Source organism: Polymorphospora sp. NPDC051019, assembly GCF_040683055.1.
GTDB lineage: Bacteria > Actinomycetota > Actinomycetes > Mycobacteriales > Micromonosporaceae > Polymorphospora > Polymorphospora lycopeni.
On the sequence record NZ_JBFBCH010000007.1, the window covers coordinates 222,825 to 248,407 of the forward strand.

A 25,583-nucleotide genomic window follows, 5' to 3' on the forward strand; every position below is an offset into this window, starting at 1 on the left:
GGGAGGCGACCTTAGTCATCGAAGCCAGGAAAATCTCGGCGCCGCCAGTCGCTTTCGTTTGTGCGCATCCACTCCAAAACTGCCCGTCCTTCTTCCGGAAGTCGGCCGTTGCCGCCGAGGCAGTCCAGCACCAACTGGCTCAATCCGACGTGTATGCGTCCGGTCACCGGCCGCGTTCGCTCGACCTGCATAGGATCCTCTGGCCGCAGGAGCACTACGTCGGCTCCTCGGTCTGCTGGAAGTAGACGGCCAAGCCGAGAAACGGCAGAGGTGTCTTCCACATAGAGGACCAACTGCGTCGGCGCGACGACCGGCGCGATGGCCGATGCCGCGAATGAGCCGGTCACAACCGCTCTTGGAGCCGCATCGCCAAGCTGGTGGTACAGGTTGGCCGCACCCACTGGTGAGATAAAGAGTTCGCCTGGATTATTGCGCAAAAGATCGTACGGGCTCGCTGCGGCCACGAGTAGCGCCGGCCAGTCGACGTCTTCGACGACCCCCCTTCGATCACGCTCGAGGAGCGCTTGTTCGTCCAATGTGTTGAGCAGACTGGAGACGTAGCCCCGGTTCAGATCCCCGGCCCGTGCGAGGTCGGTCAACCGGTAGGGCGGAGCGAAATCGACAAGTAACCGCACCAGCCTTCGCGCCTTCGCGCCGGACAACCGGACCGGCGGACGCAGCCTCGGGTCGGGATTGCGGTCAGCTCCTTGCAGTCGCAGATAGACGGCCGGTCGCTCGACCCGGAAGTTGACGTTGCCGGTCAGATCGAGATAGGAGCAGCCTTGCCGCTCAAGCAGTTCCCGTGACCGAGCGCTCAACCACGGCGCGACGAGCAGGAGGGTGACGGGTTGTTGCGCCGTCAGTCGACCCGGTTCTGTCCCCTGGGCATGCAGGCGCCCGGCATCCCGCGGTTCCAGAGAGTTCTTCGCGACGACGAAGATGAGGCTTTCGCTACCGTCGGTGGTTCGCACCCTCCACAGCCTGTCAACGGCTACGTCAGCACCCGGTTGACCGTCCGTCACGTCGCTGAGCTCGAGGTATTCCGGCAGAAGCGTCACCAGTTGTTGCCACGCCTGGCTCAGCAGGCGCTTACTATCCGTCAAACTCACTGCTCTAGTTTGCCATGCTGGCGAGTTTGCGGCTATCGCAAACTCGCCTATATAGCAAACACGGGATCGCCGGTCGGTGTTCTGCAGCCAGAAGGGCCGGACTTCAGGCGAGTGCTCACGTGGTGATCCGGTCCGGCCGGGTGTAGACGTTCATCGTGGTGCCGCGCAGGAAGCCGACCAGTGTCATCCCGGCCTCGGCGGCCAGGTCGACGGCGAGCGTGCTCGGCGCGGACACCGCCGCCAGCAGCGGAATCCCGGCCATCCACGCCTTCTGGGTCAGCTCGAAACTGGCCCGCCCGGAAACCAGCAGCAGATGGTCCCGCAGCGGCAGGCGCTGCTCCCGGAGCGCCCAGCCCACCACCTTGTCGACCGCGTTGTGGCGGCCGACGTCCTCGCGCAGCACGACGAGGTCCCCGTCCCCGGTGAACAGGCCGGCGGCGTGCAGTCCGCCGGTGCGTTCGAACGCCCGCTGCGCCGCCCGCAACCGGTCGGGCAGCACGGTCAGCAGCTCCGCCGGCACCGTCAGCGGATCGGTGTCGACGGCGAACCGCGACCGGGTACGGATCGCGTCGATGCTCGCCTTGCCGCACACCCCGCACGAGCTGGTCGTGTAGAAGTTGCGGGACGGGTCGGTCTGCGGCTCCGGCAGCCCGTCGGCGAGCACCACGTCGACGACGTTGTAGGTGTTCGGGGTGTCGGTGCCGGCGCACAGTTGGGCGGTCACCACGTCGTCGGTGGCGCCGATCAGGCCCTCGGTGAGCAGGAAACCCATCGCCAGGTCGAGGTCGTCGCCCGGCGTACGCATCGTCACGGCGAGCGGCCGCCGCCGGTCGGGACCGGCCCGGCCGACCCGGATCTCCAGCGGCTCCTCGGCGCTGAGCGTGTCCGGCCGGCGCCGGGCGGCGGGTTGCGCCGCAGTGTCGATCCGCAGCACCGTACGCCGATCCGTCGCCCGTCCCATCCCGCCATCTTGCCTCGCCGGACGGCGTGCCGGCCCCGCCCCGGTCATGGCGTCTCGATCGTCTGCGGCTCAGACCGTCGACACGCCGGCCACGGAACGCCTCACCCGCAGACGATCACGCAGCCCGGAAACACCGCCGCGTACCTCCGATCGTGAGGACGTACGGGGCGGCTACCGTGGGGCGGTGGACCAGTACGCGGCGGTGCTGCTCGCCGGTGGGGCTGCCCGCCGGATGGCCGGGGTCGACAAGCCGGCCGTACCGGTCGGCGGCCGGCCGATGCGGGACCGCGTCCTCGCCGCCGTCGCCGACGCGCACCCACGGATCGTCGTCGGTCCCCCGGACGGTCTGCCGGCCGACGTGCTGACCGCCCGGGAGGACCCACCGGGCTCCGGACCGGTCGCCGCGCTGGCCGCCGGCCTCGCCCGGCTGACCATGGCGGCGTCCGTCCGGCCCGGCAGAGACATCTCCGACCGTTTCACCGGGGACACCGCCGACCTGTCCACGGCCGACCCGTCCGTCACGGTCACCCCGACCCCGACCGCCCTGCCCGGCTCGCACCCGTTGCCGGTCGCGCCGATCGCCCACCCGGCCGTGGCCGTTGCCCGGCCCGAGGCGGTCGTCGCCCCGTCCGCGCCACACCTCACCCACACCGCGCCCCGGCCGGAACTGGTCGCGGTGCTCGCCGCCGACCTGCCGTTCCTCACCGCGGAGGCGGTGGCGTCGCTGCGTCGGCACTGCACCCGCGACGGGGCGCTCTTCGTCGACGGGAACGGCCGCCGGCAACTGCTGTGCGGTGTGTGGCGGATCGACTCGCTGCTGGCCGCGACGGCCCGGCTCGCCGAGACCCGGGGCGGGACGCTGGTCGGCGCGTCGATGCGCGCGCTGCTCGACGGGCTCGACGTCGCCGAGGTGACGTGGGGGATCGACTCCGGCAGCCCGGGCCGGCCCGACCCGACCGGTCCGGAGGGGAACGACCCGACCGGTCGGGAGGAGAACAGCCCGACCCGGACCGGGAACGCCCCGCCGCCATGGTTCGACTGCGACACTGTCGACGACGTACGGCGGGCGGAGGAGTGGACGCGATGACGGCACTGGACGACTGGGTCACGACCGCCTGCGCCGAACTGGGACTCGATCCGACCGAGGTCGACGTACCGGTGGTGCTGGACCTGGCCCGCGACGTCGCACACCACGTGATCCGGCCCGGTGCCCCGGTGACCGCCTACCTGCTCGGGCTGGCGGTCGGTCGCGGTGCCGACCCGGCCCGGGCGGCGGCCCGCCTCAGCGCGCTTGCGCTGGAGCAGGCTCCAGCCGAACGATGATCTGCTTCGAGGTCGGTGTGTTCGAGCCGACCGCCGTCGAATCGAGCGGCACCAGCACGTTCGCCTCGGGGAAGTAGGTCGCGGCACAGCCGCGCGCCGACGGGTAGGAGACCACCCGGAACGCCGGTGCCCGCCGTTCGACCCCGTCGGACCACTCCGACACGATGTCGACGAGTTCGCCGTCGGTGAACCCCAGTGCGGCCAGGTCGTCGGGGTTGACGAACACCACCCGCCGGCCGGCCTTGACGCCCCGGTAGCGGTCGTCCATGCCGTAGATGGTGGTGTTGTACTGGTCGTGGCTGCGCATCGTCTGGAGCAGCAGCCGTCCTTCCGGCACCCGGATCACCGACAGTTCGTTGACGGTGAAGTGGGCCCGGCCGGACGGAGTGTCGAAGGCCAGCCGGTCGCGGGGCGGGTGCGGCAGCGTGAAGCCGCCGGGTCGCGACACCCGGGCCTCGAAGTTCTCGAAGCCGGGTACGACGGCGGCGATGATCTCGCGGATCGCCCGGTAGTCGGCCTCGTACGTCTCCCACGGGATGGTGGAGTCCGGCATGAGTGCCCGGGCCAGCCGGGCCACGATCGAGATCTCCGACAGCAGCGAGTCGGAGGCCGGGGCGAGCCGCCCCCGGGACGAGTGCACCGCCGACATCGAGTCCTCGACGGTGACGAACTGCTCGCCGGACGCCTGCACGTCCCGTTCGGTCCGGCCGAGGCAGGGCAGGATCAGCGACGTCTCTCCGGGTACGACGTGCGAGCGGTTGAGCTTCGTCGACACGTGGACGGTCAGCGGGGTGGACCGCAGGGCGGCCAGCGTCACGTCGGTGTCCGGGGTGGCGGCGGCGAAGTTGCCGCCCAGGGCGACGAAGACCTTCGCCCGGCCGTCGCGCATCGCCCGGATCGCCTCGACGGTGTCGTACCCGTGCCTGGTCGGCATGTCGACCGACAGCAACTCGCCGAGCCGGCCGGCCCACGACGGCGTCTCGTGCCAGATACCCATGGTCCGGTCGCCCTGGACGTTGGAGTGGCCGCGGACCGGGCAGAGGCCGGCGCCGGGCTTGCCGAGCATGCCGCGCAGGAGTTGCACGTTGACGATCTCGCGGATGGCGCCGACCGAGTCGCGGCGCTGGGTGAGCCCCATGGCCCAGCAGACGATCGTGGCTTCGGAGTCGGCGAACATCCGGGCCGCGGTCTCGATCTCGGCCCGGGTCAGGCCGGTCGAGGCGATCACGTCGTCCCAGTCGAGTTTGCGCAGCGCGTCGACGTAGTCGTCGTGGCCGGTGGTGTGGGCCGCGACGAACGCCGGGTCGACGGCGTCCCACTCGACCAGCAGGGCCCCGATCGCCTGGAAGAGGGCGAGGTCGCCGCCGACGCGGATCTGCAGGAACTCGTCGGCGAGCGCGGTGCCCGGCCCGACGATGCCGTCCGGCCGCTGCGGGTTGCGGAAGCGGCGGAGGCCGGCCTCGGGCAGCGGGTTGACGGCGATGATCTTCGTGCCGTTGGTCCGCTTGGCGTGTTCGAGGGCGGAGAGCATCCGGGGGTGGTTGGTGCCGGGGTTCTGCCCGACGACGACGATCAGTTTGGCCCGGTGGATGTCGTCGAGGGTGACCGAGCCCTTGCCGATGCCGATGGTGCCGGTCAGGGCCACGCCGGACGACTCGTGGCACATGTTGGAGCAGTCCGGCATGTTGTTGGTGCCGTGGGCGCGGGCGAGCAACTGGTAGAGGAAGGCGGCCTCGTTCGACGTACGGCCGGAGGTGTAGAACAGTGCCTCGTCCGGCGCGGCGGCCCGCAGGTGGGAGGCGGTGAGTTCGAACGCCTCGTCCCAAGCGATCGGCGTGTAGTGGTCGGCGCCGGGGCGGCGGACCATCGGTGTGGTGAGCCGGCCCTGCTGGCCGAGCCAGTGGTCGGACTTCCCGGCGAGTTCGGAGATCGGGTGGGCGGCGAAGAAGTCGGGGCCGATCCGGCGCAGCGTCGCCTCCTCGGCGACGGCCTTGGCGCCGTTCTCGCAGAACTCGGCATGGGACCGTTTGGCGGGTGCCGGCTCGGGCCAGGCGCAGCCGGGGCAGTCGAACCCGTCGGCCTGATTGATCTTGAGCAGGGTCAGCGCGGTGCGCCGTACGCCCATCTGGGCGAGCCCGTCGGCGAGCGCGTGGGTGACGCCGGGGAGCCCGGCGGCCGACCGCTTCGGTGGGCTGATCCGCAGGTCACGGTCGCCGGCGTCGTCGCGCGGCGGCTTCTTCGCCATGCCTGAACCATCTCACAGTCTGCCGGTCGGGGTCGATGGCCGATCGGCCTACGGCTTGGCGTTTCGGCTGGCCAGCTCGGCGAGCCGGTCGGCAAGCCATCGGCACCACTGGATGCGAGACGGGTAACGCAGCAGGGCGAACTCCAGGGTGGCGTACGCGCCGAACTCCGGATGGGTGGGATCGCCGGCGCCGCGGGCGGCGAGTTCGGCGTGCTGCCCGGTGAAGTCGGCCAGTTGGCGCTCGTACGTTTCCGCCTCGGCGAGGTACATCTCCCGCATCGCGGTCGGGTCGGCCATGGCCAGCGCGTACGTCCGGAGCACGGTCTCGTCGCGTGGCGGGCGTACGACCGCGGGCCGCACCAGCCACTCGGCGAGTGCCTCCCGGCCGGCGGTGGTGATCCGGTGGGTCTTGCGCTGTCGCGGCCCGGGTCCGCTGTCCGCCTCGTGCTCGATGAGGCCGGCGGCCGACAGGCGGGCCAGTTCGGGATAGATCTGGCTCTGCTGTGCGGTCCAGTAGTAGCCGATCGGTCGCCGCATCCGCCGCACGATGTCGTAGCCGGTGAGTGGCCCGCGGTGGAGCACGCACAGCAGCGCGTAGCCGAGCGTGCTGACGGTGGCCAAACCGTTACCTCCTGGCGACGACGTAACTATGTCTGGGTTGACATAGTGCCATGTCAGAAGTGACATAGAGGAGGAGGGGCGCCATGCGACGGATCACGCGGCTCATCGCGTACGTGTTGGTGCTCGCGGCCGGCGCGGCCGGCTGCGGCGGTCCGGACCCCGGACCCGCCGCCCCGACGGGGGCCGCCGCGCCGGCCACCACCGCGCCGGCGACCCGATCGGATACGCCCACCGCTCCACCGCCGTCACCGGCTCCCGGCGACCACACCCTGCACCTGCCCTGGGAGGGCCGGACCCGGGACACCCTCCTGCACGCCCCGCCCGGCTACCGGCCCGGCACCCCCACCCCGCTCGTCGTGGTGCTGCACGGCCGGCCCAGCAACGCCACCGCCGTACGGGAGACGAGCCGGCTGGACGCCACCGCCGACCGCCACGGGTTCCTGGTCGCCTATCCCAACGCCCCGCAGCGGGCCTGGAACGGCATCGGCTGCTGCACCGACGCCGACGACGTCGGATTCCTCCGCCACCTGGTCGGCGAACTCGTCGCCACCTGGGGCGTCGACCCGGCCCGGGTCTACGCCACCGGCTTCTCCGCCGGGGCCAACATGGCCTGGAAGCTGGCGGTGGAGGGCAGCGACGTCTTCGCCGCCGTGGCGCCGGTCAGCGGCGGCTTCACCGGCGGTCGGGCGTACGACGACAGCGGCTACAAGCCACCCCGGCCGGTTTCCGTGATCACCTTCGTCGGCACGTCGGACCGGTCCCACGCCAGCATGATCGAGGGCATCGGCCGGTGGCGGGACAACCTCGCCTGCCGGCCGGGCCGCCCGGCCTTCGTCGACCCCGGCCGCGGCGTCGGGCGGACCACCGCGAAGTGCGCCGACGGCAGCGAGATCGTCGACTACGTCGTCACCGACATGGGGCACGCCTGGCCCGGATCACCCGCCTACCCGCCGGTCGCCGTCGACGCCAACGAGGTGATCTGGGACTTCTTCGTCCGGCACCGCCGCTGAGCCTTCGTCAGGCCGATCCACCGGCCGAAACGGGGCATGTCGACGGCCGCTCGCGCTGGGTAGGGTATGCACGACGGACGGACGCGATCATGGGCGAGCGGAGTGAGATGTCATGACGGAGCACATCCTGCTCGACGATCCGAGCACTTCCGACCTGCGGGCGAAGGTGACGCAGGCGTGGCAGGACTTCGCCCAGGCGCTCGCCGACTCGTTGCGTACCCTGCCGGCCGGTGCGCAGGTCGACCTCACCCTCGATCCGACCGCGTCCGGCACCGGCGACGCCGTCTACTCGGTCAGCATCCGCATCGACGAGCAGGACCGGCTCGGTGCGCTCGCGGTCGGCAACGCCGCCCTGCCCGCCGGCTACCGGATGGACCGGACGGCCGTCGCCGACCTGGTCGCGCTCGGCTGGTCGCCGCCCGGAGTGGTCGAGGGATCCGGCGACTCGTTCGGCATCCAGGCCACCCGCGCCGAGGCCGGCAGCCTGGCCGTCACCGTCTCCCGCACCCTGCGTGACGTCTACCACGCCCCGCATCCCGCCTTCCTCGTCTACCTGGTGCACGACGCCGACGACGAGCCGATCCCGGCCGACCCGCTGGGCACCGCCCGGCACGAACTGCGCCCCGAGGACCACGGCTTCGATCTCGACAACGCGCTCGCCGGCGCGCCCAGCACGGTTCCGGCCAGCGAGGAGCAGCTCGACCTCGCCGAGCGGGTCCGTACCGTCGTCGCCACCCTGCTCAAGACCCCGCCGGAGGAGCTGCAGGTCGACGCGGACGGCGACATCGGCATCCGCGCCGGTTCGGCGATGGTCTTCGTACGCGTACGCGACAACCCGCCGCTCGTCGACGTCTTCTCGCCGGTGCTGACCGAGGTCGAGCCGACCGAGCAGCTCTACGTCAAGCTGTCCGAGCTGACCAACCGGATGCCGATCGGTCGCCTCTACTGCGTCAACGACACGGTCTGGGCGTCGATCCCGGTCTTCGGCCGCAACTTCCAGGCCACCCACCTGATGCTCGCGGTGCAGGTGATGATGGGGCTGGCCGACGAACTGGACGACCGGCTGCACGGCGAGTTCGGCGGCAAGCGGTTCTTCGGCGACGCCGACAAGCCGGCCCAGCGTGACACCGGCGGCCACCGCACCGGGATGTATCTCTGACCTCCGCTTGACGGACGGTGAGGCCCGGAAACCCCGAGACCGGGCCCCACCGTCCGGGGGAGGGGGAATCAGGTCGTCGGCACCCAGCCCAGGGTGTCCAGTGTGGATAGATTGTTGGCCTGCAGGCCACTGTCGGAGACGGTCCACAGCACGTCACCGACCACCAGCGAACGCCGGATCATGCCGGTCCCGTGGATGTCCGGTGTGGACGCCGAATGCCGGACCGTGCCGACCGGGGTGAATCCGTCGTCGGACACCCGCAGCGCCAGCGCCCCGGCGTCCGGTGCGCCCCGCCGGCCCGGGTCGTACGTCGTCAACGGCACCACCACCAGCCGTTTGGCGGGCCAGTAGAGGAACGCGTGCGGGTCGAACTCGGCCTCCGAGTTGCCGTTGCGTACGTGGTGCTGGGCGAGGCGGGTCGGCCGGGCCAGGTCGCCGACGTCGAACAACGAGACCTGGGTGCCCTGCCGCCGGCCCTCCTCGGTGGCGTCCTGGCCGATCCCGAGCAGCCGGCTGTCCGAGACCGGGTGCAGATAGGCGGAGTAGCCGGGGATCTTCAGCTCACCGAGGACCTTCGGCCGGTCGGGGTCGCGCAGGTCGACCGTGTAGAGCGGGTCGGTCTCCCGGAACGTCACCACGTATCCGGTGCCGGCCACGAAACGTACGGCGTAGATGCGCTCGCCGGGGCCGAGCCCGGTGACCCGACCGGTCTCCCGCAGGGTGCCGCCGTCGGCGCGGAGCACATACACCGAGGAGGTGGACTTCGGCCGCGCCCCCCAGTCCCGGCCACTTGTGGTGGCGACCCGCAGATGGCCGTTCCACTCCGACATGGCGTACTGGTTGATCAGCCAGCCGGGCACCGAGGTGGCGGTGACGTAGCGCGGCCGGTCCGGCCCGGTGGTGTCGAACTGGTAGATCTCGGTCCGCTGATCCTCGGGCTTCGGGTCGCGCTCCCGTTCCTGGAGTGCCGGCAGGACCCGCCAGCGCTGGTCGCTGGCGATGTAGAGGTTGGCGCCGTTGGAGTAGACGGTGTCGCCGTCGGCGACGACGGTGACCGGCGACCCGTCGCCGAGCGTGGTGGCCGCGAGATCGAAGCTGAACAGGGTCACCATCGAGGTGCCGGAGTACGTCGCCGGCCGGGTCACCTGTCCACAGTCGACGCTTCCGGTGCTGGTCCGGCCATCGTCGGTGACCGCCCAGCGGGGCAACCAGTCCTCGATCGGCGCCCGGTCGATCACCGCCTGGTTGGCGGCGAGCCGTTCGTCGTCGGAACCCTGGTCGACCGACGGGAAGTCGAGCCGGGGTGCCGAGCGCACCACGACCCGGGCGGTCGGACCGACCTGGCGCGCGTCGACCAGCCCGCCGTCGACGCGGAAGTCGCTGACCACCCTCGGCTGTCCGGCGAGGTCGACGAGGACCAGGCGCGGCCCGGTCGGCGTACCCTCCGGCAACGGGGTCGCCGGACCCGGGCGACCCGGGACGATGCCGACCGGGCGGGCGGCCCACGGTTCGGGCACCAGGACGAGCGCCCGGTCGCCGTGCAGCAGCAGGCTGGCGTCGGCCCACCGGGCCGGGTCGTCGGTGGACGTGCCGAGGTCGAGCCGGCCGGTGACCCGGCGGGTCGCCGGATCGACGACGTGCAGCACCCCGCCGCCGACCGTGACGATGCGCCGGCCGTCGGTCTTGACCAGATCGGGCTCGTCGACCCCGGCCTCGTGGGTGTTCGTGCCCGAGAAGGCGGGCGGGTCCGGCGCCCCGGCACCGGGAGCGGCCCGCTCGGCGGTCACCGCTTCCCGCCCGCCGCCGGTCATGTCGGCCCGGACCGGGCCGCCGAAACCCCAGGGGCCGACGTACGCCCGGGCGGCCGTCCGCAGCCCGGCCAGCGCCTCGGCGCACGAGTCGAACGCGACGAGCCGGAATCCGCCGCCGGGCACGCCCGGGTCGACGGGCGCCGGTCGTGGTGCCGCCGACGTGCATCCGGCCAGGAGCGTGAGGCCGACGAGCACGCCGGTGGCGGCGCTCCGGGACCGCCGTCGGACCCGGCCTTCTGGTCTCATGCGGGGTACGACGTAACCCGTGGCCCGGCCGTTCCCTCCGGGCCGGGGCGACTTTCAGACCGATGTGCCGGGCACCACGGCGGGCGAGTCGACCAGCCGGGACAGCACGATCATGCTCCGGGTCGAGGTGACGAACGGTTCGGCCCGCAGCCGTTCGAGGGCCTGCTCCAGGTGGGCGATGTCGGCCGCCCGCAGGTGCACGAGCGCGTCGGCCTCACCGGAGACCGTGTACGCGCCGACCACCTCGGGGTGCCGCCGGGTCGCGACGGACAGTTGGGCGGGGGTGGTCCGGCCGGTGCAGAAGAGTTCGACGAACGCCTCGGTGGTCCACCCGACCGCTGCCGGGTCGACGACCGCGGTGAACCCCTTGATCACCCCGGCCGATCGGAGCCGGTCGACCCGTCGTTTCACCGCCGGTGCGGAGAGGGAGACGCGGGCACCGATCTCCGCGTACGAGGCTCGCGCGTCAGCCACAAGCGACGCAACGATCCGCTGATCGACGCTGTCCATCTGCAACGTTCCGCCCCTTGGAAGCAATAATCGCGGCTGTTATCGGCGTAACAGCCTACCTACCCTTGGTTTCCGTGACCCAGCATCGGATGCCTCGGAAGCGGACATACCTCATCTGCCCGCCTGAGCACTTCGCGGTGGAATACGCCATCAACCCGTGGATGGACACGGCCACGCCGGTCGACACCGAACTGGCCCTGAAGCAGTGGACCGGCCTGCGCGAGACGCTGCTCTCCCTCGGGCACGAGGTGCACGTCCTGCCGCCCGAGCCGGGCCTGCGCGACATGGTTTTCGCCGCCAACGGGGCATTCAGCGTCGACGGCACCGTCTACGGCGCCCGCTTCAAGCATCCGCAGCGTACGGCCGAGGCCGCCCTGCACCGGGAGTTCTACGATCGGCTCGGCTGGCGATACGTCGCGCCGAGCGAGACCAACGAGGGCGAGGGCGACTTCACCTACCTGCCCGAGGCGTACGGCGGACTCGTCCTGGCCGGCTACGGCTACCGGACCGACCCGGCCGCGCACGCCGAGGCACAGGAGGTGCTCGCCCGCCCGGTGGTGTCGCTGCATCTGACCGACCCGCGCTTCTACCACCTCGACACGGCGCTGGCCTCGATCGACGACAGCAACATCGCCTACTTCCCGACGGCGTTCTCGTCGGCCTCGCAGACGGTGCTGCGCCAGCTCTTCCCGGACGCGATCGTCGCCGCGGACGCGGACGCGCTGGCCTTCGGCCTCAACCTGGTCAGCGACGGGCGCAACGTGGTGCTGCCGGCCGAGGCGACCGGTCTGGCCGAGCAGCTGGCCGCCGCCGGCTACCGGCCGGTGCCGGTCGAACTCGCCGAGCTGAAGAAGGGCGGCGGCAGCATCAAGTGCTGCGTCGCCGAGCTGCGCCCCTGACCTCCCGGCGCCACCCCGTCCGGTGGCTCAGCCCAGCGTCGCCAGCTCGGTGATCAGCACGTTCGACAGCACCTGACCGTCGCGGCGCACCTCGCGCAGATACCACATCTGCTGCGGGGTGCGCGGCTGGTTGAACTGCCACGGGCCGCGCGGGCTGTCGATCTGGCCGACCCGGCCCAGCGCCAGGTTGACCTGCTGCGGGTTCAGGTCGTCGCCGACCAGCCGGATCGCCTTGTCGAGCACCTGCGCCGCGTCGTACGACGCCATCGCGTAGGTGGTCGGCGACGACCCGTGGCTCTTGCGGTAGCTCGACGCGAACCGCCGGTTGGCGGCGTTGTTGATGTCGGCGGAGTAGTTCAGCGCGGTGAAGATGTTCTCCGCGTCCCTACCCAGCTCGTCCAGCACGGTGCCCTCGGTCAGGAAACCGGGCGCGTAGACGACCTTGCGGTAGCCCGCGGCCCGAAGCTGCTTGATGAACTCGACGGCCGCGTCGCCGGCGTAGAAGCAGAAAACCGCCTCCGGGTTCAGCGCCCGGAGCTGGGCGATGTCGGACGCGAAGAAGTCCCGGCCCGGGCTGGTGTTGAACGTGGTCCAGATGACCGGGGACGAGATGCGTGGGTCGGACGCCCCGAATCCCTCCCGGAACCCGGTGACCGCGTCCCGGCCGGCCGGATAGTCCGGCGCGATCATCGCCACCCGGCCGGCGCTGGACACCTGGTCGGCCACGTACGGCCCGAGGGCGCGGCCGGGTTCGTCGTTGACGTACGAGGTGCGCCAGATGTAGACGACGCCCTGCATGGTCGACGGGGAGGCGTCGGAGCCGATCAGGGGCACCCGGGCCTGCTCGACGACGTCCCTGATGCCGAGCATCACCGACGAGTTGGCCACCCCGGTCAGGGCGAGCACGTCCTGCTGGAGCAGCCCTTCGACCGCGGTCCGCCCGGCCTCCGGGGTCTCCCCCTCGTCGACGATCAGGAGTTCGGCCGGGTGGCCGCCGAGCCGCCGCCCGTTGAGGTCGAGGAAGAGCTGGAAGCCGTTGACGATCTCGTCGCCGATCGGCTTGTAGCCGCCGGTCTGCGGGGCCACCAGACCGATTTTGACCGGTACGTCGCTCACCGGATCGCCCGTCTCCGGGTCGCCGTCGGCGCCGCAAGCGGCGACAAACCCACCCGCGCCGAGCGCTGTGAGGAGTTTGAGTGCCTGCCGGCGATCGAGGTGCGACACGCGACTGCCTCCCGTTGGTCGTGGGCCTGCTCACGGCCCCTCCGGCGTTCTACCCCTCTCACGACGCTGCGTCAATGCAAGTTGATCGTCAGTGCAGGGTCAGCAACCCGGCTGTGACCTCGGGCCAGGCCGCGGAGGCCGGATCAATGAGCCCGAAATGTTCTACATCGGGCAGCTCGACGAGCGTGACCTCGGCGCCGCGCCCGGCCAGCGAGTCGACGTACCGGCGGCTGATCCCGACCGGCACCTGTACGTCCGCCAGACCATGGATGATCACGCACGGTGATCCGGGTACGGGTAGCGCCGGGGCGGACGGGTCCGCCAGCGCATACCGGTCGGGCACCTCGTCCGGGCCGCCGCCGAGCAGGTCGGCCACCGCGCCGCCGTCCAGGTCGAGCCGGTACGCCTCGGCCAGGTCCGCGACCGGGGCGAGAGCCACCACCCCGCGCAGCTCGGCGGCGGTCCGGGCGGCGTACCACAGGGCCAGGTGCCCGCCGGCCGAGTGACCGAGCAGGATCGGTGGCCCGCCGTCGGCGACCCCGAGTTCGGCGACCAGCCGGGGCAGGGCGTCGATGCCGGCCGCGACGTCGTCGAGGGTGGTGGGCCAGCCGCCGTCGGGCTGTCCGGTACGCCGGTACTCCAGCTGCGCGACCGGATAGCCCCGGCCGGCCAGGTCGGCGGCGAGGGGACCGGTATGGGTACGGTCGTACTCCGCCCGCCAGAACCCGCCGTGCACGACCACGACGAGCGGCCGGACCGGACCCGTCCCGCCCGGCAGTCGTACGTCGGCGATCTGGTCCGGGTGCCCGCCGTAGCGGACGGTCGCGTCCGGCGGCGGCGCGGGGCGGCTGAGTACGGAACGTGGATCACTGCTCATCCCCCCATGGTCCCCGTGATCAGGGAGTACGTCGCGCGTGTCGGCGGCGCGTCGGGTCTGCCAGCCCCTGATCACCAGGATCATGCACCAGTCCGACCCGCGCCCCGCCCCCCGTCGCCGCTGCGCGAAGATGGGGTGATGACCGAGCGGAGCGAGGGAATCAGCCGGCGCAGTCAGCAGTCGTGCGATCGTCGAGCGAAGCGAGGTGTCGCATGACCGATCGAAGCGAGGGAACCAGATGACCGAGGAGCCCCGTACCCCTGAGGAAATCGACGAGGCGGCCCGACCGGGCGCCGGTCGGCCCTCCACGGTTGTCGTGGTCGGACCGGACGGACGGCCGGTCGGCACCGTCGAGGCCGACGGCGACGGCGACGGCGAGGAGGACCCGGGTCGTCTGATCGAGCAGCCGGCCAAGGTGATGCGGGTCGGCAGCATGATCAAGCAGCTGCTGGAGGAGGTCCGCGCCGCGCCGCTGGACGAGGCCAGCCGGCACCGGCTGCGCGAGATCCACCAGCGGTCGATCGCCGAACTCAAGGACGGCCTGGCCCCTGAGTTGCGCGAGGAACTGGACCGGCTGTCGTTGCCGTTCGAGCAGGGTGCCACCCCGAGCGAGGGTGAGTTGCGGGTGGCCCAGGCCCAGCTCGTCGGCTGGTTGGAAGGGCTCTTCCACGGCATCCAGGCGACGCTGGTGGCCCAGCAGATGGCGGCCCGCCTTCAGCTGGAGCAGATGCGCCAGGGCGGGCGGGCGGCGCTGCCGGTCGGCCCGGGCGGTGCGCAGATGATGCCGGGGATGCCCGGTGCCCCGGGGGCCGACAACGGCCACAGCACCGGCCAGTACCTGTAACACGTTGCGACCGCCGCCGGCCCGCGCCGGCGGCGGTCAGTCACGGTCCGCGTCGGCGAGCAACCTCTCCAGGTACGCGGCCACGCCGTCCTCTTCGTGTGACAGCGTCACCCGGTCGGCGATCTCGCGTACGGCCGGGTGGGCGTTGGCCACCGCGACCGCCGTGCCGGCCCAGGTGAGCATCGGTACGTCGTTGGGCATGTCGCCGAAGGCGACCACCTCGTCGGCGGTCACCCCGTACCGGGTGCACAGCCACGCCAGCCCGGCCGCCTTCGTCACCCCGGCCGCCGAGATCTCGACCAGCCCCGACCGCGACGAGTGGGTGGCCTCGGCCACCCCGGCGAGCGCGCCCGCGACGAGCCTGACGAAGGCGTCCGGGTCCTGGTGGGCGGTGGCCCGGGCGAGCAGCTTGACCGCGGGGGCGGTCAGCAGGTCGTCGGGCAGGTCGACGAGGCGGATCGAGGGGTCGCCGTCCTCCCAGAGCGTCGGCCAGGCCGCCTCGTGGAGCATCCGCCGGCCGTCTTCGATCTCGACCGCGAACATCACGTCGGGAATCTCGGCCCGCAGCCGCCGGACCACCTCGGCCAGCAGGTCGGGGGCGAGCGGGTCGGCGCGCAGGATCTCGTCGCCGACGGGGTCGTAGACCACCGCGCCGTTCGCGCAGACGGCTGGCAGCGGCGCCTTGAGCTGCTCGAAGACTCCGGCCAGCCAGCGGACCGGGCGGCCGGTGACCGCGACGACGTGGGTGCCTGCCGCCGACATCCGCTCCAGCGTCGCGGCGGTACGGGCGCTGACCGTGCGGTCCGCGCGCAGTAGCGTGCCGTCGAGGTCGGTTGCGATCAGTCGGGGCAGTGTTCCCATCAACGGGACAGTAGTCGATCGAGGTAGACCGCCACCCCGTCGTCGTCGTTGCGCAGCGCGATCTCGTCGGCGGCCCGCCGTACGGTCGGGTGGGCGTTGGAGACCGCGACCCGTCCCCAGCCGGCCCACTCGAACATCGGCAGGTCGTTGGGCATGTCGCCGAAGACCAGCACCTCGGCCGGGTCGACGCCGAGCGCCCCGGCGACCACCGACAGGCCGCTGGCCTTGTCGACCCCGGGCGGCAGGATCTCGATGAAGCCCAGCCCGGCCTGGGTCACCGTGGCATGGGTCACCGGGATGATCCGCCGGGCGGCGTCGAGCAGGGCGTCGACGTCGTGGTCGGCGGTACGCGCGAACGCCTTGATCACGTCGACGGACAGGCACTCCGCCCGGCTGCGGGCCTGGAACCGCTCCGGGTAGGGCCACGACGGGTCGAAGTCGCCCCACAGCGGCTCTTCGTGCCCGTCGAGCGCCTCGACCATCACGGTCAGCGGGCCGACCGCGTCTTCCAGGGCGTTCAGCAGTTCGGTGAGCACGGCCGCGCTGAGCCGCTCGTCGCGGAGCACGACCGGGTTGGTCGGGTCGACCTGGTCGACGACCCGGCCGCCGCCGGCCATCACCAGGTAGTCGGCGGCGCGGATGTCGTTGCGGGTCAGTTCGGTCAGCCGCGGACCGCGTCCGGTCGCCCCGACGATCGGGATGCCGGCGGCGCGTACCCGGTCGAGGACCTCGTGGGTGTAGGCGGACACCGTCTCGTCGCTGCGGACGAGCGTTCCGTCGAGGTCGGTGGCGATCAGCTTCGGCAGCCCAGGTCGCGGCATGGCTCCTCCTTCACCGCCGGGGCGGGCCTGGACCGGCCCTTCGCAGGCGTGGCTCCGGGGCGGATCCGTCCTGCGACGGCGGGGCAGCAACCGTACCTCGCGCTCCGCGACGCAGCCATGACTTCCTGGCGAAGTACGGATCAACTGCGCACGTCACCGAGGTTCCAGTACGTCCTTTCCGCCCAGGTACGGCTGGAGCGCCTTGGGGACCCGCACCGAGCCGTCCGGCTGCTGGTGGTTCTCCAGGATCGGGATGAGCCAGCGGGTGGTGGCCAGGGTGCCGTTGAGCGTCGCCGCCATCTGCGGGCGACCGTCCTCGTCGCGATAGCGGATGTTGAGCCGCCGGGCCTGGAAGGTGGTGCAGTTCGAGGTCGAGGTGACCTCGCGGTAGCGGCCCTGCGACGGCACCCACGCCTCGCAGTCGTATTTGCGGGCCGCGCTGCTGCCCAGGTCGCCCGCTGCGACGTCGATGACCCGGTAGGGCACCTCGACCTTGGCCAGCATCTCCTCCTCCCACGCCAGCAGGCGCAGGTGTTCGGTGGCGGCCTCCTCCGGCCGGCAGTAGGAGAACATCTCGACCTTGTCGAACTGGTGCACCCGCAGGATGCCGCGCACGTCCTTGCCGTACGACCCGGCCTCGCGGCGGAAGCACGACGACCAGCCGGCGTAGCGCGCCGGCTCGTCGAGCGACAGGATCTCGCCCGAGTGGTAGGCGGCCAGCGGCACCTCGCTGGTGCCGACCAGGAAGAGATCGTCGGCCTCCAGCCGGTAGACCTCGCTGGCGTGGGCGCCGAGGAACCCGGTCCCCTCCATCGACTCCGGCTTGACCAGCACCGGCGGGATCGCCGGGGTGAAGCCGTATTCGACCGACTGGGCGATCGCGAGCTGGAGCAGGCCGAGTTGGAGCAGCGCACCGACCCCGGTCAGGTAGTAGAACCGGCTGCCCGACACCTTGGCGCCGCGTTCGACGTCGATGGCGCGCAGCGCCTCGCCCAGTTCGAGGTGGTCGCGTGGATTCTCCAGTTGCGGCCGCTCGCCGACCTCACGCAGCACGACGAAGTCGTCCTCGCCGCCCGCCGGCGCGCCCTCCTGCACGATGTTGGGGATGGCCAGGTGTGCCCGGCGCAGCTCCTGCTCGGCCTGGCCGGCGGCGGCCTCGGCCGCCTTCACCTCGGCCGAAAGCTCCTTGGTACGCGCCAGCAGCGCGGTCTTCTCGTCACCGCTGGCCTTCGGCATCTGCTTGCCGAGCTGCTTCTGCTCGGCGCGTAGCGCCTCGAACCGCTGCACGGCGGCCCGGCGCTCCTCGTCGGCGCGCAGCAGCTCGTCGACCGCCGACTCGGACTCACCGCGAATCCGCTGGCTGGCTCGTACGGCATCGGGGTCGTCGCGAAGCAGGCGCAGATCAATCACGGGTGCTGAGCCTACCGGTGTCCGCCGACGTACTCACGGGGATATGTCCGTGGCGCGGGTGGACGCCGGCGCCCGCCCACCGGTACGCCCGCGCCGGTCGACGCCGGCGGCACCGGTCAGCGGGGGTCGCCCCGGTCCGGGCGGATGAACGGCGCGGCCGGGGTGACCGTTACGTCGATCATGGATCCGTCGGGATCGGTCGGCTCGGGCGACCGCCGTGGCCGGCGCCAGGGCCAGTCTCCGGCCGGGCCGGGGTTGCCCGGACCGGGTTCTGCCGGGCCGGGGTCGCCCGGATCGGTGGGGTCGGTCGCGGCCGGACCGGTGCCGGGGCCCTGCCCGGCCGGGGCGAAGCGCGCGGCGGCGGGTGCCAGCCGCCCGATCAGGTAGAGGGTGAGCAGCAGCCCGATGGTGCCGACGAACGCCATCACCAGCCCGCGACCCTGGTCGACGTCGATGGAGCCCTGCGGCGCGAAGTAGGAGCGGTCCACGGCCTGCTCGCCCACTGTCGTGGCGGCGACCAGGACGGCGATGGTGGTGCCGCCGGCGGCGAGGCCGACGACCCGGGCGTTGTGGCGTACCGCGGCGTCGCCGAAGAGGGCCAGCGCGGTGCAGCCGACGACCACGAAGACACCCAGCAGGTATCCGGCTCCGATCGCGTCCATCCGGACCAGTCCGGCGGTGAGAACCAGGGGTTCGCTGCCGATCCCGCCGATGTCCAGGGTGGCGATCACCCATTCGCCGGCGAACGAGGCGAAGACGGCCAGCAGGCTCAACCCGCCGACGACGGGGGCGAGCCGGCGGTCCCGCCCGACGGCGGCGAGCAGTCGGCCGGCCCGGCTACCGCCGGCCGGTTCGTCGTCTCCCCACTGCGCGACTGCGGGGTGACCGTCGGCGGGCGGCGTCGGGGGATCCTGGGACATGCGTTCGCCTTCCCGCGTCGGCGCGGTGCTTCGTCCGCATCGTCGCATCACCGGATCGTTTGGGCTAGCGTCGTCTTCATGCCTATTCGCACCGCAGCCGCCCGCTGGCAGGGGAATCTCACCGAAGGTTCCGGAACCATCCGCACTGGTAAGGGCGGCTACGAAGGGAACTATTCTTTCAAATCCCGCTTCGAGGAGGGAGAGGGCACCAACCCCGAGGAGCTGATCGGCGCCGCGCACGCCGGCTGCTTCTCGATGGCCTTCTCCAAGGGGCTGGCCGACGCCGGGCACACCCCGACCTCGGTGGAGACCACCGCGAAGGTCCACTTCGACAAGACCGAGGCCGGGATGACCGTCACCCGCATCGACCTGGAGACGGTCGGCGACGTGCCGGGAATCGACGAGGCCGAGTTCGCCAAGCTGGCCGAGGCGGCGAAGGCCAACTGCCCGATCTCCCGCCTGCTCTCGCCGGGCGCCGAGATCACCCTGTCCGCGCGTCTTTCCTGACCGGCTCTCCCGGTGGTCGGGGCGGCTACCTGATCACCGGGAGCACACGGCCGTGGCCGGCCGGGCAGAATGGGTTCGTGCCGGTCGAGATGAACCGCGAGCGTTTCGAGGAGCTGGTTGCCGAAGCCCTCGACGAAGTGCCCGAGGAACTGCTCGGTCTGATGAACAACGTCGTCATCCTCGTCGAGGACGACACGCCGCCGGGCGAGCCCGAGCTGCTGGGGCTGTACGAGGGCCACGCGCTGACCACCCGCGGCTGGGACTACGGCGGCGTACTGCCGGACCGGATCACCATCTACCGCAACCCCATCCTGCGGATCTGCGACAACGACGACGACGTCGTCGAAGAGGTCGCGGTGACCGTCGTACACGAGATCGCCCACCACTTCGGCATCGACGACGATCGGCTGCACGAACTCGGCTGGGGCTGAGCCGCCCCCGCCGAGCCGGTGCTTGCCAGCGCTGCCTAGGCTCGGCTCAGAAATCCCTGACCAGGAGGAACCCTCATGCGCAGCGCGCTGTTCTCCGCGGAAAACCTGGAAAAGGCGTCGGGCCAGCCCGGCATGAGCCTGCAGAACCACAAGATGCTCAAGGTGTCGCTGAACGGCGAGGTGATGGCCCGCACCGGCGCGATGGTCGCCTACCAGGGGCAGGTCGAGTTCAAGGCCCTCGGATCCGGTGGCGTCGCCAAGTTCTTCAAGCAGAAGCTCACCGGCGAGGGTGTGCCGCTGATGAAGCTGACCGGGCGTGGCGAGGTCTACCTCGCCGACCTGGCGTCGGACATCCACCTGATCGACCTCGAGCCCGGCGACGCCTTGTCGATCAACGGTTCCAGCGTGCTCGCCTTCGACTCGACCCTGTCGTACGACATCAAGATGGTCAGCGGCATGGGGATGCTCTCCTCCGCCGGGCTGTTCAACTGCGTCTTCACCGGACACGGCCGGATCGCGGTGACCACCAAGGGCACCCCGCTGGTGCTCAACGTCGCCCCCAACCAGCCCACGTTCGTCGACCCGCAGGCAGCGGTCTGCTGGTCGGCGAGCCTCCAGACCGGCTTCCACCGGGCCGACCAGACCGGCCTCGGCGGCAACCTGATCGGCCGCACCACCGGTGAGGCGTTCACGATGAGCTTCGCCGGTCAGGGCTTCGTGATCGTGCAGCCGTCGGAGGAGGCGCCGGTCCGGGGTGCCGGCCAGCAGTCCGGCAGCGGCATCTTCGGCTGACGGGCGCCCCTTCCCGCCGCCGTGGTTCAGGTCAGCTCGCCCGACCGCAGTCGGGCGAGCCAGGCCGCGGCGTCGGCATAGTCGGTGTCGGACTGACCGGCCGGCGCCGGGACCGGCCGCTCGTCCGTAGTCGTCGGAAAGCGGTGCCGGGGGTACGACCCGAGGAAGCGCACCTCGGCGCAGATCCGGCGCAGTCCCTGCAACGCCTCGCCGAACCGGTCCTCGGCGACGTGTCCGGTGCAGTCGAGGAAGAACGCGTAGCGGCCGAGGGCCTCACCGGTCGGCCGGGATTCGATCCGGGTCAGGTTGACCCCGCGTACGGCCAGTTCCATCAGCACCGCGAGCAGTGCGCCCACCCGGTCGTGGGCGATGTAGACGGCCAGTGAGGTCACGTCGTCGCCGGTCGGCGGCGGTGGCGGGCCGGGCCGGGAGACGAGCACGAACCGGGTCACCGCGTCGCTGTGGTCGGCGATCTTGTCGGCGAGCACGACCAGCCGGTGCCCGGCGGCTCCGATCGGCGCGCAGATCGCCGCGTCGTAGGAGCCGTCGGCGGCACCCGCGGCGGCGGCCCCGTTCGACAGCACGTCGACGACCTGCGCGTCGGGCAGGTGGTCGTGCAGCCAGCCCCGGCACTGCGTCGACGCCTGCGGGTGCGCGGCGACGGCGCGTACCCCGTCGAGGTGCACGCCCGTCCGCGCGGCCAGGACGAACTCGACCGGCAGCACCACCTCGCGGGTGATCATCAACGGGGTGCCGCCGGTGAGTTCGTCGAACGTCACGCCGACGGCGCCGCCGATGGAGTTCTCCAGCGGCACGAGCGCCGCGTCGGCGTCCCCGGCGCGTACGGCGTCGAGCGCCTCGGGCACGCTGCGGGCCGGCGTACGGTCACCGCGCTCGGCGGCCGGGATGGTGCGGAGGGCCTGCTCGGCGAAGGTGCCCTGCGGGCCCAGGTAGACGAAACGGGTCGGTGGTGTTCCCGGCATGGGCCCAGCCTACGCACCCCTCGGTGGCGACAGTCACGCGTCGCAGGCCAGGGTGCGGATCCCGGCCGGCGCGGTCGCCCGGATCCGGGCGTTGCAGACGTTGCTGCCGGCCGTGACCAGGATCAGGCTGGCCGCCCGCCCGGTGGAGACGACCTGCATCGCCGAGCTGCCCCGGCCCGGGACGTTCACCTCCACCACCGTGTACTGCCAGGTGTCGGCGCACACGGGTTCACGCACCACCCGTACGGTGGCGTCGGAGCGCAGCAGTCCGGGGGACCGGCGCAGCAGGTCGGTCACCTGGGCGCCGGACGGGTTGCCGGCACAGCTCACCGCCACGTATCCGCCGTAGCTCGGCGACGGGGTGCCGCCGGGCACGGGGGTGATTCCGGGAGTGGGGCGGGTGGTCGACTCGGTCGGCGGTCGGCCTGCGTCGGCACCCGGCCGGCCGCTCGGACCGCTGGAACCGCTCGCGGACGGCACCGGTACGCCCGGCCGGGGCCGCAGCTCCGGCGGTGTGCCGCAGCCAGCCAGCAGCACGGCGCCGGCCAGCACGCAGGCTGAAGCGGCGGCGAGGCGCGGCACGCGGGGCACGGACCGGTTCCTTGGCATAGGCGAACGTCATTGTATGTGGTGGCGGGGGCAGGGTGGAGCCCCATGGTAGGCGGTGCGTGCTCGCGCCGGGAAGATCAGGTTGTGATCCGGTGGCCGGTGTGGGTGAGCGTGGCCAGCGCCTCGGTGAGCCGTACGGACGGCACCAGCAGGTAGTCGGTGTCGTACGTCGAGAAGGCGAGGATGTTGACCCGGGCGTCGGCCAGCGGGGTGACCAGGGAGGCGAGGATGCCGGTCAGCGCGAGGTCGAGCGGGCCGACGACCCGGAAGCAACGCCACGGGGTTTCGGCGGTCGCCTCGACCGGCACCAGGTCGGACCGGCAGATGATGGAGACCTCGTCGGCGGTCCAGGTCACCGAGACGACGCCGCCGTCCGGGCCGCCGACCAGATTGGCGGGCAGCGGGGAGCCGGCCGGCAGTCGACACACCGCGTATTCGTCCGGTAGCAGGTCGAGGTCCAGCATGGTGGGAACACTACGGTTCACCGGGCCCGCTCCCAACCGTGTGGCGATGCGTTGATCGCCACACTCACCGGGCCCGGCGCCCGCGGGGTGGGCACCGGTCAGACCGGCGAGAAGAAGGTGAGCGAGCCGGCGACCGTCCCGTCGACCGACAACGGGGTGGCGATCGCGTCGACGGTGGCGACGTTTTCGGCGGAGCTGTCGGACTGCACGCGCAGCAGGCCCCGGGCCAGCCGGCCGGACGTCAGCGCGAGCAGCGGGGGAATCTTGTCGATCTCGGTCTCGGTCAGTTCGCCCCGGGCCGCGGTGAAGTCGACCAGCCGCAGCTTGCCGTCGAGCAGCGCGAGCCCGACCGTCTCGGCGGGCGTGCCCAGCCCGAGCAGATCACAGCACGAACTGGAGACGGCGGTGATGGTGGTCTGCCGGTCGATGACCAGGCAGGGCTCCGCCGCGTGTGACACCGTCGCCAACCAGAGTTGCAGGCTGTCGCCGACCGCCGGCTCCGCCGGTGTGCGACTGGATGGCGCCAACGCCTCGGTCAGCTCAAGCTCGACGTGTGCCACCGCGCCTCCCATGCACCTTGCCGGATCACCTCGCCGGATCCGCCGTCGGGGCGGATCCGCGGAGTCAACCGACCCGCAACGTTAGTCGATCGCCACACTCCCGCCGACCCGTGCCTGCCCGGAGCGACCGCGGCGGGGGAGGGCACCTTGGTGCCGCGGGCAGGCCAGTGCTTCGAGGGTGGTCGATGGGCGCGGGTGGTGTTGGGAGCAGACGTTACCGGCGCGCCGCGCTCTTGTCAGCGGCCGTTCGGCCGTCCTCGTACCACCGGTAGTCGGCGGCGGAACGGTAGGGCGCGTTCAACCAGGTCGATGGGTGTCGGGCGACCGCGGAGAGCTTCTCGGCCGTCGTCGCGCTGATCCGGCTGCCGCCGGCGACCAGCAGGCGGTCGAGTTCGCGGTGGGTGGCCACCAGGCAGTCCTTCGGCAGGCCGTAGACGCTGATGACGCCGGAGCCGACGAAGGTCAGCACCGGGGTGACCGGGATGGTGTGCCCGGTCGCGGCGGACATGGCCTTGCTGGCCCGCTTCGCGTCCCGGCGGGCCTGGCCGACGTAGGTCGGTCGCTTGCCGTTGATCTGCACCACGTCGCCCGCGACCATCACCCGGGAGCGGCCGTGATCGGCGATGGTGACCGCGAACAGCCCGCTCGGGCCGATCGCGAGGAAGCCCGCCCGGTCGTCGCCGGCGCGGCCGGTGTCGAAGATCTGGGTCTCGGGGGAGTCGGTCCGCGGCCAGTCCACCACGTGCCACGACGGCCCGAGGTGGTCCAGCCGGTTCAGCGCGCGGGCGCCGGCGGCTTCGACGCGACGGGCGTCCCGCTCGGCACGGCGGCGGCGGGCCCATTCGAGTGCGGTGGGGCGGACGGCGGCCAGCCCTCCCGGCGACGAGGGTGGCGACTTCTCGCTATTGGTGGGCAGAGCCCGCTGGCGAGGAACGGCTCGCTGGACTGGTGCACCCGAACGCGCAGGAAAGACAGTCATCTCTTCTCGACCTCCGGCAAAAGGTCCTCTGAGTTGTGATACCACTACCCTACGTGGTGACACCGCCTGTCGGGCAAGGTGCAAAACCGGAGTGAGTAAGGATGAATGCCTCATTCACTCCACGCCTCTTTTGCCAGATGGTGCCAACGCAAGGTCCTACGCTGCCATTGTGACCCATTACGTCGACAGTGAGGTCGGACGGCTGAGCACCGTCCTGTTGCACCGGCCCGGCCGAGAACTCGCCCGGCTGACCCCACGAAACAACGATGACCTGCTGTTTGATGCCATCCCGTGGGTTGGTCGCGCCCAAGAGGAGCACGACATCTTCGCGGCGGCCCTTCGCGACCGCGGCGTAGAAGTGCTCTATGTCGCAGATTTGCTTGCTGAGACACTGGCCGTGCCGGCGGCCCGATCTGAGCTGACCGAGATGATACTCGCCGACCGCAGGCTAGGCGATACCCTGAGTCGAAGAGTTTCCGACCATCTCGCATACCTCGATCCCGCCGGACTGGCCGACATCCTCATCGCCGGACTCGCCCGGCACGAGCTGCGGACCAGCTGGGACCGACCGGGCGGCCTCGTCCACACCCTGATGGACGAACACGACTTCGTGATCGACCCGCTCCCCAACCTGCTGTTCACCCGCGACTCGTCGGTCTGGATCCGCGACCACGCCGCGGTGACCAGCCTGGCCATGCCGGCCCGGCGCCGGGAGACCACCCTGCTCGACGCCATCTACCGGCACCACCCGCGATTCGGCGGGACCCGGTTCGCGTACGGGCCGGACCTCGAACCGCTCGAAGGCGGCGACCTGCTGCTCCTCGGTCCCGGCGTGATCGCCATCGGCACCGGCGAGCGGACCACGCCCGCCGGCGCCGAACGGCTGGCCCGCCGGGTCTTCGGTGCCGGCCTGGCGCACACCATCCTGGTCGTGCCGATCGCGCAGGAGCGGGCCACCATGCACCTCGACACGGTCTGCACGATGGTCGACGTCGATGCCGTCCTGATGTATCCCAACATCGCCGACACCCTGCTCGCCTACACGGTGATCTCCGGGCCGGACGGCGAGCCACAGGTGGACGGCCCGGCACCCTTCCTACGGGCCGCCGCCGACGCCATGGACATCGACACCCTGCGCGTGATCGACACCGGGCTCGACCCGGTCACCGCCGAACGCGAGCAGTGGGACGACGGCAACAACACCCTGGCGATCGCCGCCCGGCTGTGCGTGGCGTACGAGCGCAACATCGAAACCAACGCGCAGCTCGAACGGGCCGGAATCGAGGTCATCCGGATCCCCGGCTCGGAGCTGGGCTCCGGCCGGGGTGGTCCGCGATGCATGTCCTGCCCGATCGTCCGCTCACCGCTCGCCCTGCCGGCCGTCGCCGCCGGGTGAGCGGCCGGGCT

27 protein-coding genes are annotated in these 25,583 nt (G+C 71.5%); 10 read left to right on the forward strand and 17 right to left on the reverse strand.

The genetic code is table 11. The features are described from left to right. Positions 1-11: 11 nt before the first annotated feature. Together AB0M79_RS15815 and fdhD are read right to left on the reverse strand one after the other, a co-directional pair. Positions 12-1,109 carry a hypothetical protein gene (locus AB0M79_RS15815; RefSeq protein ID WP_364213345.1) on the reverse strand — a complete coding sequence of 366 codons (1,098 nt, stop codon included), beginning with the start codon at positions 1,107-1,109 and terminating at the stop codon, positions 12-14. A 115-nt stretch (positions 1,110-1,224) separates the two neighbouring features. Continuing rightward, on the reverse strand, positions 1,225-2,070 hold the full coding sequence (gene fdhD / locus AB0M79_RS15820) for a formate dehydrogenase accessory sulfurtransferase FdhD (RefSeq protein ID WP_364213348.1): 846 nt from the start codon (positions 2,068-2,070) through the stop codon (positions 1,225-1,227). A gap of 184 nt (positions 2,071-2,254) precedes the next feature. On the opposite strand from fdhD, the gene AB0M79_RS15825 reads away from it, so the two are divergent. Continuing rightward, entirely contained in the window at positions 2,255-3,157 is a 903-nt protein-coding gene (locus tag AB0M79_RS15825; RefSeq protein WP_364213351.1) for an NTP transferase domain-containing protein, read from the forward strand. Continuing rightward, positions 3,154-3,393 carry a DUF6457 domain-containing protein gene (locus tag AB0M79_RS15830; RefSeq protein WP_364213354.1) on the forward strand — a complete coding sequence of 80 codons (240 nt, stop codon included), beginning with the start codon at positions 3,154-3,156 and terminating at the stop codon, positions 3,391-3,393. Before AB0M79_RS15825 ends, AB0M79_RS15830 begins: the two co-directional genes overlap by 4 nt. On the opposite strand, the gene AB0M79_RS15835 is transcribed toward AB0M79_RS15830, so the two are convergent. Next, positions 3,353-5,638 (reverse strand): FdhF/YdeP family oxidoreductase, encoded by a 2,286-nt coding sequence (locus tag AB0M79_RS15835; protein WP_364213357.1) that lies wholly within the window; start codon positions 5,636-5,638, stop codon positions 3,353-3,355. The genes AB0M79_RS15830 and AB0M79_RS15835 overlap by 41 nt on opposite strands. A gap of 48 nt (positions 5,639-5,686) precedes the next feature. Next, a complete protein-coding gene (locus AB0M79_RS15840; protein WP_364213360.1) occupies positions 5,687-6,259 on the reverse strand; it encodes a PadR family transcriptional regulator in 573 nt (190 codons plus the stop codon). Between the two features lie 83 nt (positions 6,260-6,342). Here AB0M79_RS15840 and AB0M79_RS15845 point away from each other — a divergent pair, with 83 nt between their 5' ends. Both AB0M79_RS15845 and AB0M79_RS15850 read left to right on the forward strand, forming a co-directional pair. Further along, positions 6,343-7,269: a PHB depolymerase family esterase gene (locus tag AB0M79_RS15845; protein ID WP_364213363.1), complete on the forward strand. Its 927-nt coding sequence runs from the start codon at positions 6,343-6,345 to the stop codon at positions 7,267-7,269. Between the two features lie 112 nt (positions 7,270-7,381). Beyond that, positions 7,382-8,428, forward strand: a complete 1,047-nt coding sequence (locus tag AB0M79_RS15850; protein ID WP_364213365.1) for a hypothetical protein — start codon at positions 7,382-7,384, stop codon at positions 8,426-8,428. 68 nt (positions 8,429-8,496) lie between these two features. Here AB0M79_RS15850 and AB0M79_RS15855 read toward each other — a convergent pair whose 3' ends face one another. Next, positions 8,497-10,485 carry a beta-propeller domain-containing protein gene (locus AB0M79_RS15855; RefSeq protein WP_364213368.1) on the reverse strand — a complete coding sequence of 663 codons (1,989 nt, stop codon included), beginning with the start codon at positions 10,483-10,485 and terminating at the stop codon, positions 8,497-8,499. Positions 10,486-10,539: 54 nt separating this feature from the next. Beyond that, entirely contained in the window at positions 10,540-11,001 is a 462-nt protein-coding gene (locus AB0M79_RS15860; protein ID WP_364213371.1) for an Lrp/AsnC family transcriptional regulator, read from the reverse strand. 59 nt (positions 11,002-11,060) lie between these two features. Between AB0M79_RS15860 and ddaH the strand changes: the two genes are divergently transcribed. Then, positions 11,061-11,894, forward strand: a complete 834-nt coding sequence (gene ddaH / locus AB0M79_RS15865; protein ID WP_364213374.1) for a dimethylargininase — start codon at positions 11,061-11,063, stop codon at positions 11,892-11,894. A 27-nt stretch (positions 11,895-11,921) separates the two neighbouring features. On the opposite strand, the gene AB0M79_RS15870 is transcribed toward ddaH, so the two are convergent. Beyond that, complete coding sequence (locus tag AB0M79_RS15870) at positions 11,922-13,118, reverse strand: ABC transporter substrate-binding protein (RefSeq protein WP_364213377.1); 1,197 nt, start codon at positions 13,116-13,118, stop codon at positions 11,922-11,924. 88 nt (positions 13,119-13,206) lie between these two features. Next, entirely contained in the window at positions 13,207-13,995 is a 789-nt protein-coding gene (locus AB0M79_RS15875) for an alpha/beta hydrolase (protein ID WP_364213380.1), read from the reverse strand. Positions 13,996-14,233: 238 nt separating this feature from the next. Here AB0M79_RS15875 and AB0M79_RS15880 point away from each other — a divergent pair, with 238 nt between their 5' ends. Then, on the forward strand, positions 14,234-14,839 hold the full coding sequence (locus tag AB0M79_RS15880) for a bacterial proteasome activator family protein (RefSeq protein ID WP_364213383.1): 606 nt from the start codon (positions 14,234-14,236) through the stop codon (positions 14,837-14,839). A gap of 36 nt (positions 14,840-14,875) precedes the next feature. On the opposite strand, the gene AB0M79_RS15885 is transcribed toward AB0M79_RS15880, so the two are convergent. The 4 genes from AB0M79_RS15885 to AB0M79_RS15900 form a co-directional block, all read right to left on the reverse strand. Then, positions 14,876-15,700 (reverse strand): HAD family hydrolase, encoded by an 825-nt coding sequence (locus tag AB0M79_RS15885; protein WP_364213386.1) that lies wholly within the window; start codon positions 15,698-15,700, stop codon positions 14,876-14,878. Then, positions 15,700-16,521 (reverse strand): HAD family hydrolase, encoded by an 822-nt coding sequence (locus AB0M79_RS15890; RefSeq protein ID WP_364213389.1) that lies wholly within the window; start codon positions 16,519-16,521, stop codon positions 15,700-15,702. Before AB0M79_RS15890 ends, AB0M79_RS15885 begins: the two co-directional genes overlap by 1 nt. 153 nt (positions 16,522-16,674) lie before the next feature. Then, positions 16,675-17,931, reverse strand: coding sequence for a serine--tRNA ligase (gene serS / locus AB0M79_RS15895; RefSeq protein WP_364213392.1), 1,257 nt, complete (start codon positions 17,929-17,931; stop codon positions 16,675-16,677). Between the two features lie 116 nt (positions 17,932-18,047). Then, complete coding sequence (locus AB0M79_RS15900; protein ID WP_364213394.1) at positions 18,048-18,851, reverse strand: hypothetical protein; 804 nt, start codon at positions 18,849-18,851, stop codon at positions 18,048-18,050. A 78-nt stretch (positions 18,852-18,929) separates the two neighbouring features. Between AB0M79_RS15900 and AB0M79_RS15905 the strand changes: the two genes are divergently transcribed. From AB0M79_RS15905 to AB0M79_RS15915, 3 genes are all read left to right on the forward strand, one after another. Next, entirely contained in the window at positions 18,930-19,358 is a 429-nt protein-coding gene (locus AB0M79_RS15905; protein WP_357535040.1) for an OsmC family protein, read from the forward strand. An 89-nt stretch (positions 19,359-19,447) separates the two neighbouring features. Next, positions 19,448-19,789: a metallopeptidase family protein gene (locus AB0M79_RS15910; RefSeq protein ID WP_364213610.1), complete on the forward strand. Its 342-nt coding sequence runs from the start codon at positions 19,448-19,450 to the stop codon at positions 19,787-19,789. Between the two features lie 75 nt (positions 19,790-19,864). Then, complete coding sequence (locus AB0M79_RS15915) at positions 19,865-20,581, forward strand: AIM24 family protein (protein WP_357535038.1); 717 nt, start codon at positions 19,865-19,867, stop codon at positions 20,579-20,581. Positions 20,582-20,607: 26 nt separating this feature from the next. Here the strand turns inward: AB0M79_RS15915 and pheA are convergent, their stop codons facing one another. The 5 genes from pheA to AB0M79_RS15940 all read right to left on the reverse strand — a co-directional run bounded on the left by pheA (position 20,608) and on the right by AB0M79_RS15940 (position 24,176). Further along, positions 20,608-21,564, reverse strand: coding sequence for a prephenate dehydratase (gene pheA / locus AB0M79_RS15920; protein ID WP_364213398.1), 957 nt, complete (start codon positions 21,562-21,564; stop codon positions 20,608-20,610). A gap of 33 nt (positions 21,565-21,597) precedes the next feature. Further along, positions 21,598-22,155, reverse strand: a complete 558-nt coding sequence (locus tag AB0M79_RS15925; protein ID WP_364213401.1) for a hypothetical protein — start codon at positions 22,153-22,155, stop codon at positions 21,598-21,600. A gap of 95 nt (positions 22,156-22,250) precedes the next feature. Continuing rightward, on the reverse strand, positions 22,251-22,637 hold the full coding sequence (locus tag AB0M79_RS15930; protein ID WP_364213613.1) for an ACT domain-containing protein: 387 nt from the start codon (positions 22,635-22,637) through the stop codon (positions 22,251-22,253). Between the two features lie 98 nt (positions 22,638-22,735). After that, entirely contained in the window at positions 22,736-23,197 is a 462-nt protein-coding gene (locus AB0M79_RS15935) for a PAS domain-containing protein (RefSeq protein WP_364213404.1), read from the reverse strand. A gap of 214 nt (positions 23,198-23,411) precedes the next feature. Beyond that, positions 23,412-24,176, reverse strand: a complete 765-nt coding sequence (locus AB0M79_RS15940; protein WP_364213407.1) for a hypothetical protein — start codon at positions 24,174-24,176, stop codon at positions 23,412-23,414. A 166-nt stretch (positions 24,177-24,342) separates the two neighbouring features. Here AB0M79_RS15940 and AB0M79_RS15945 point away from each other — a divergent pair, with 166 nt between their 5' ends. Next, positions 24,343-25,572, forward strand: a complete 1,230-nt coding sequence (locus tag AB0M79_RS15945) for an arginine deiminase (RefSeq protein ID WP_364213616.1) — start codon at positions 24,343-24,345, stop codon at positions 25,570-25,572. The last annotated feature ends 11 nt before the right edge of the window (positions 25,573-25,583 follow it).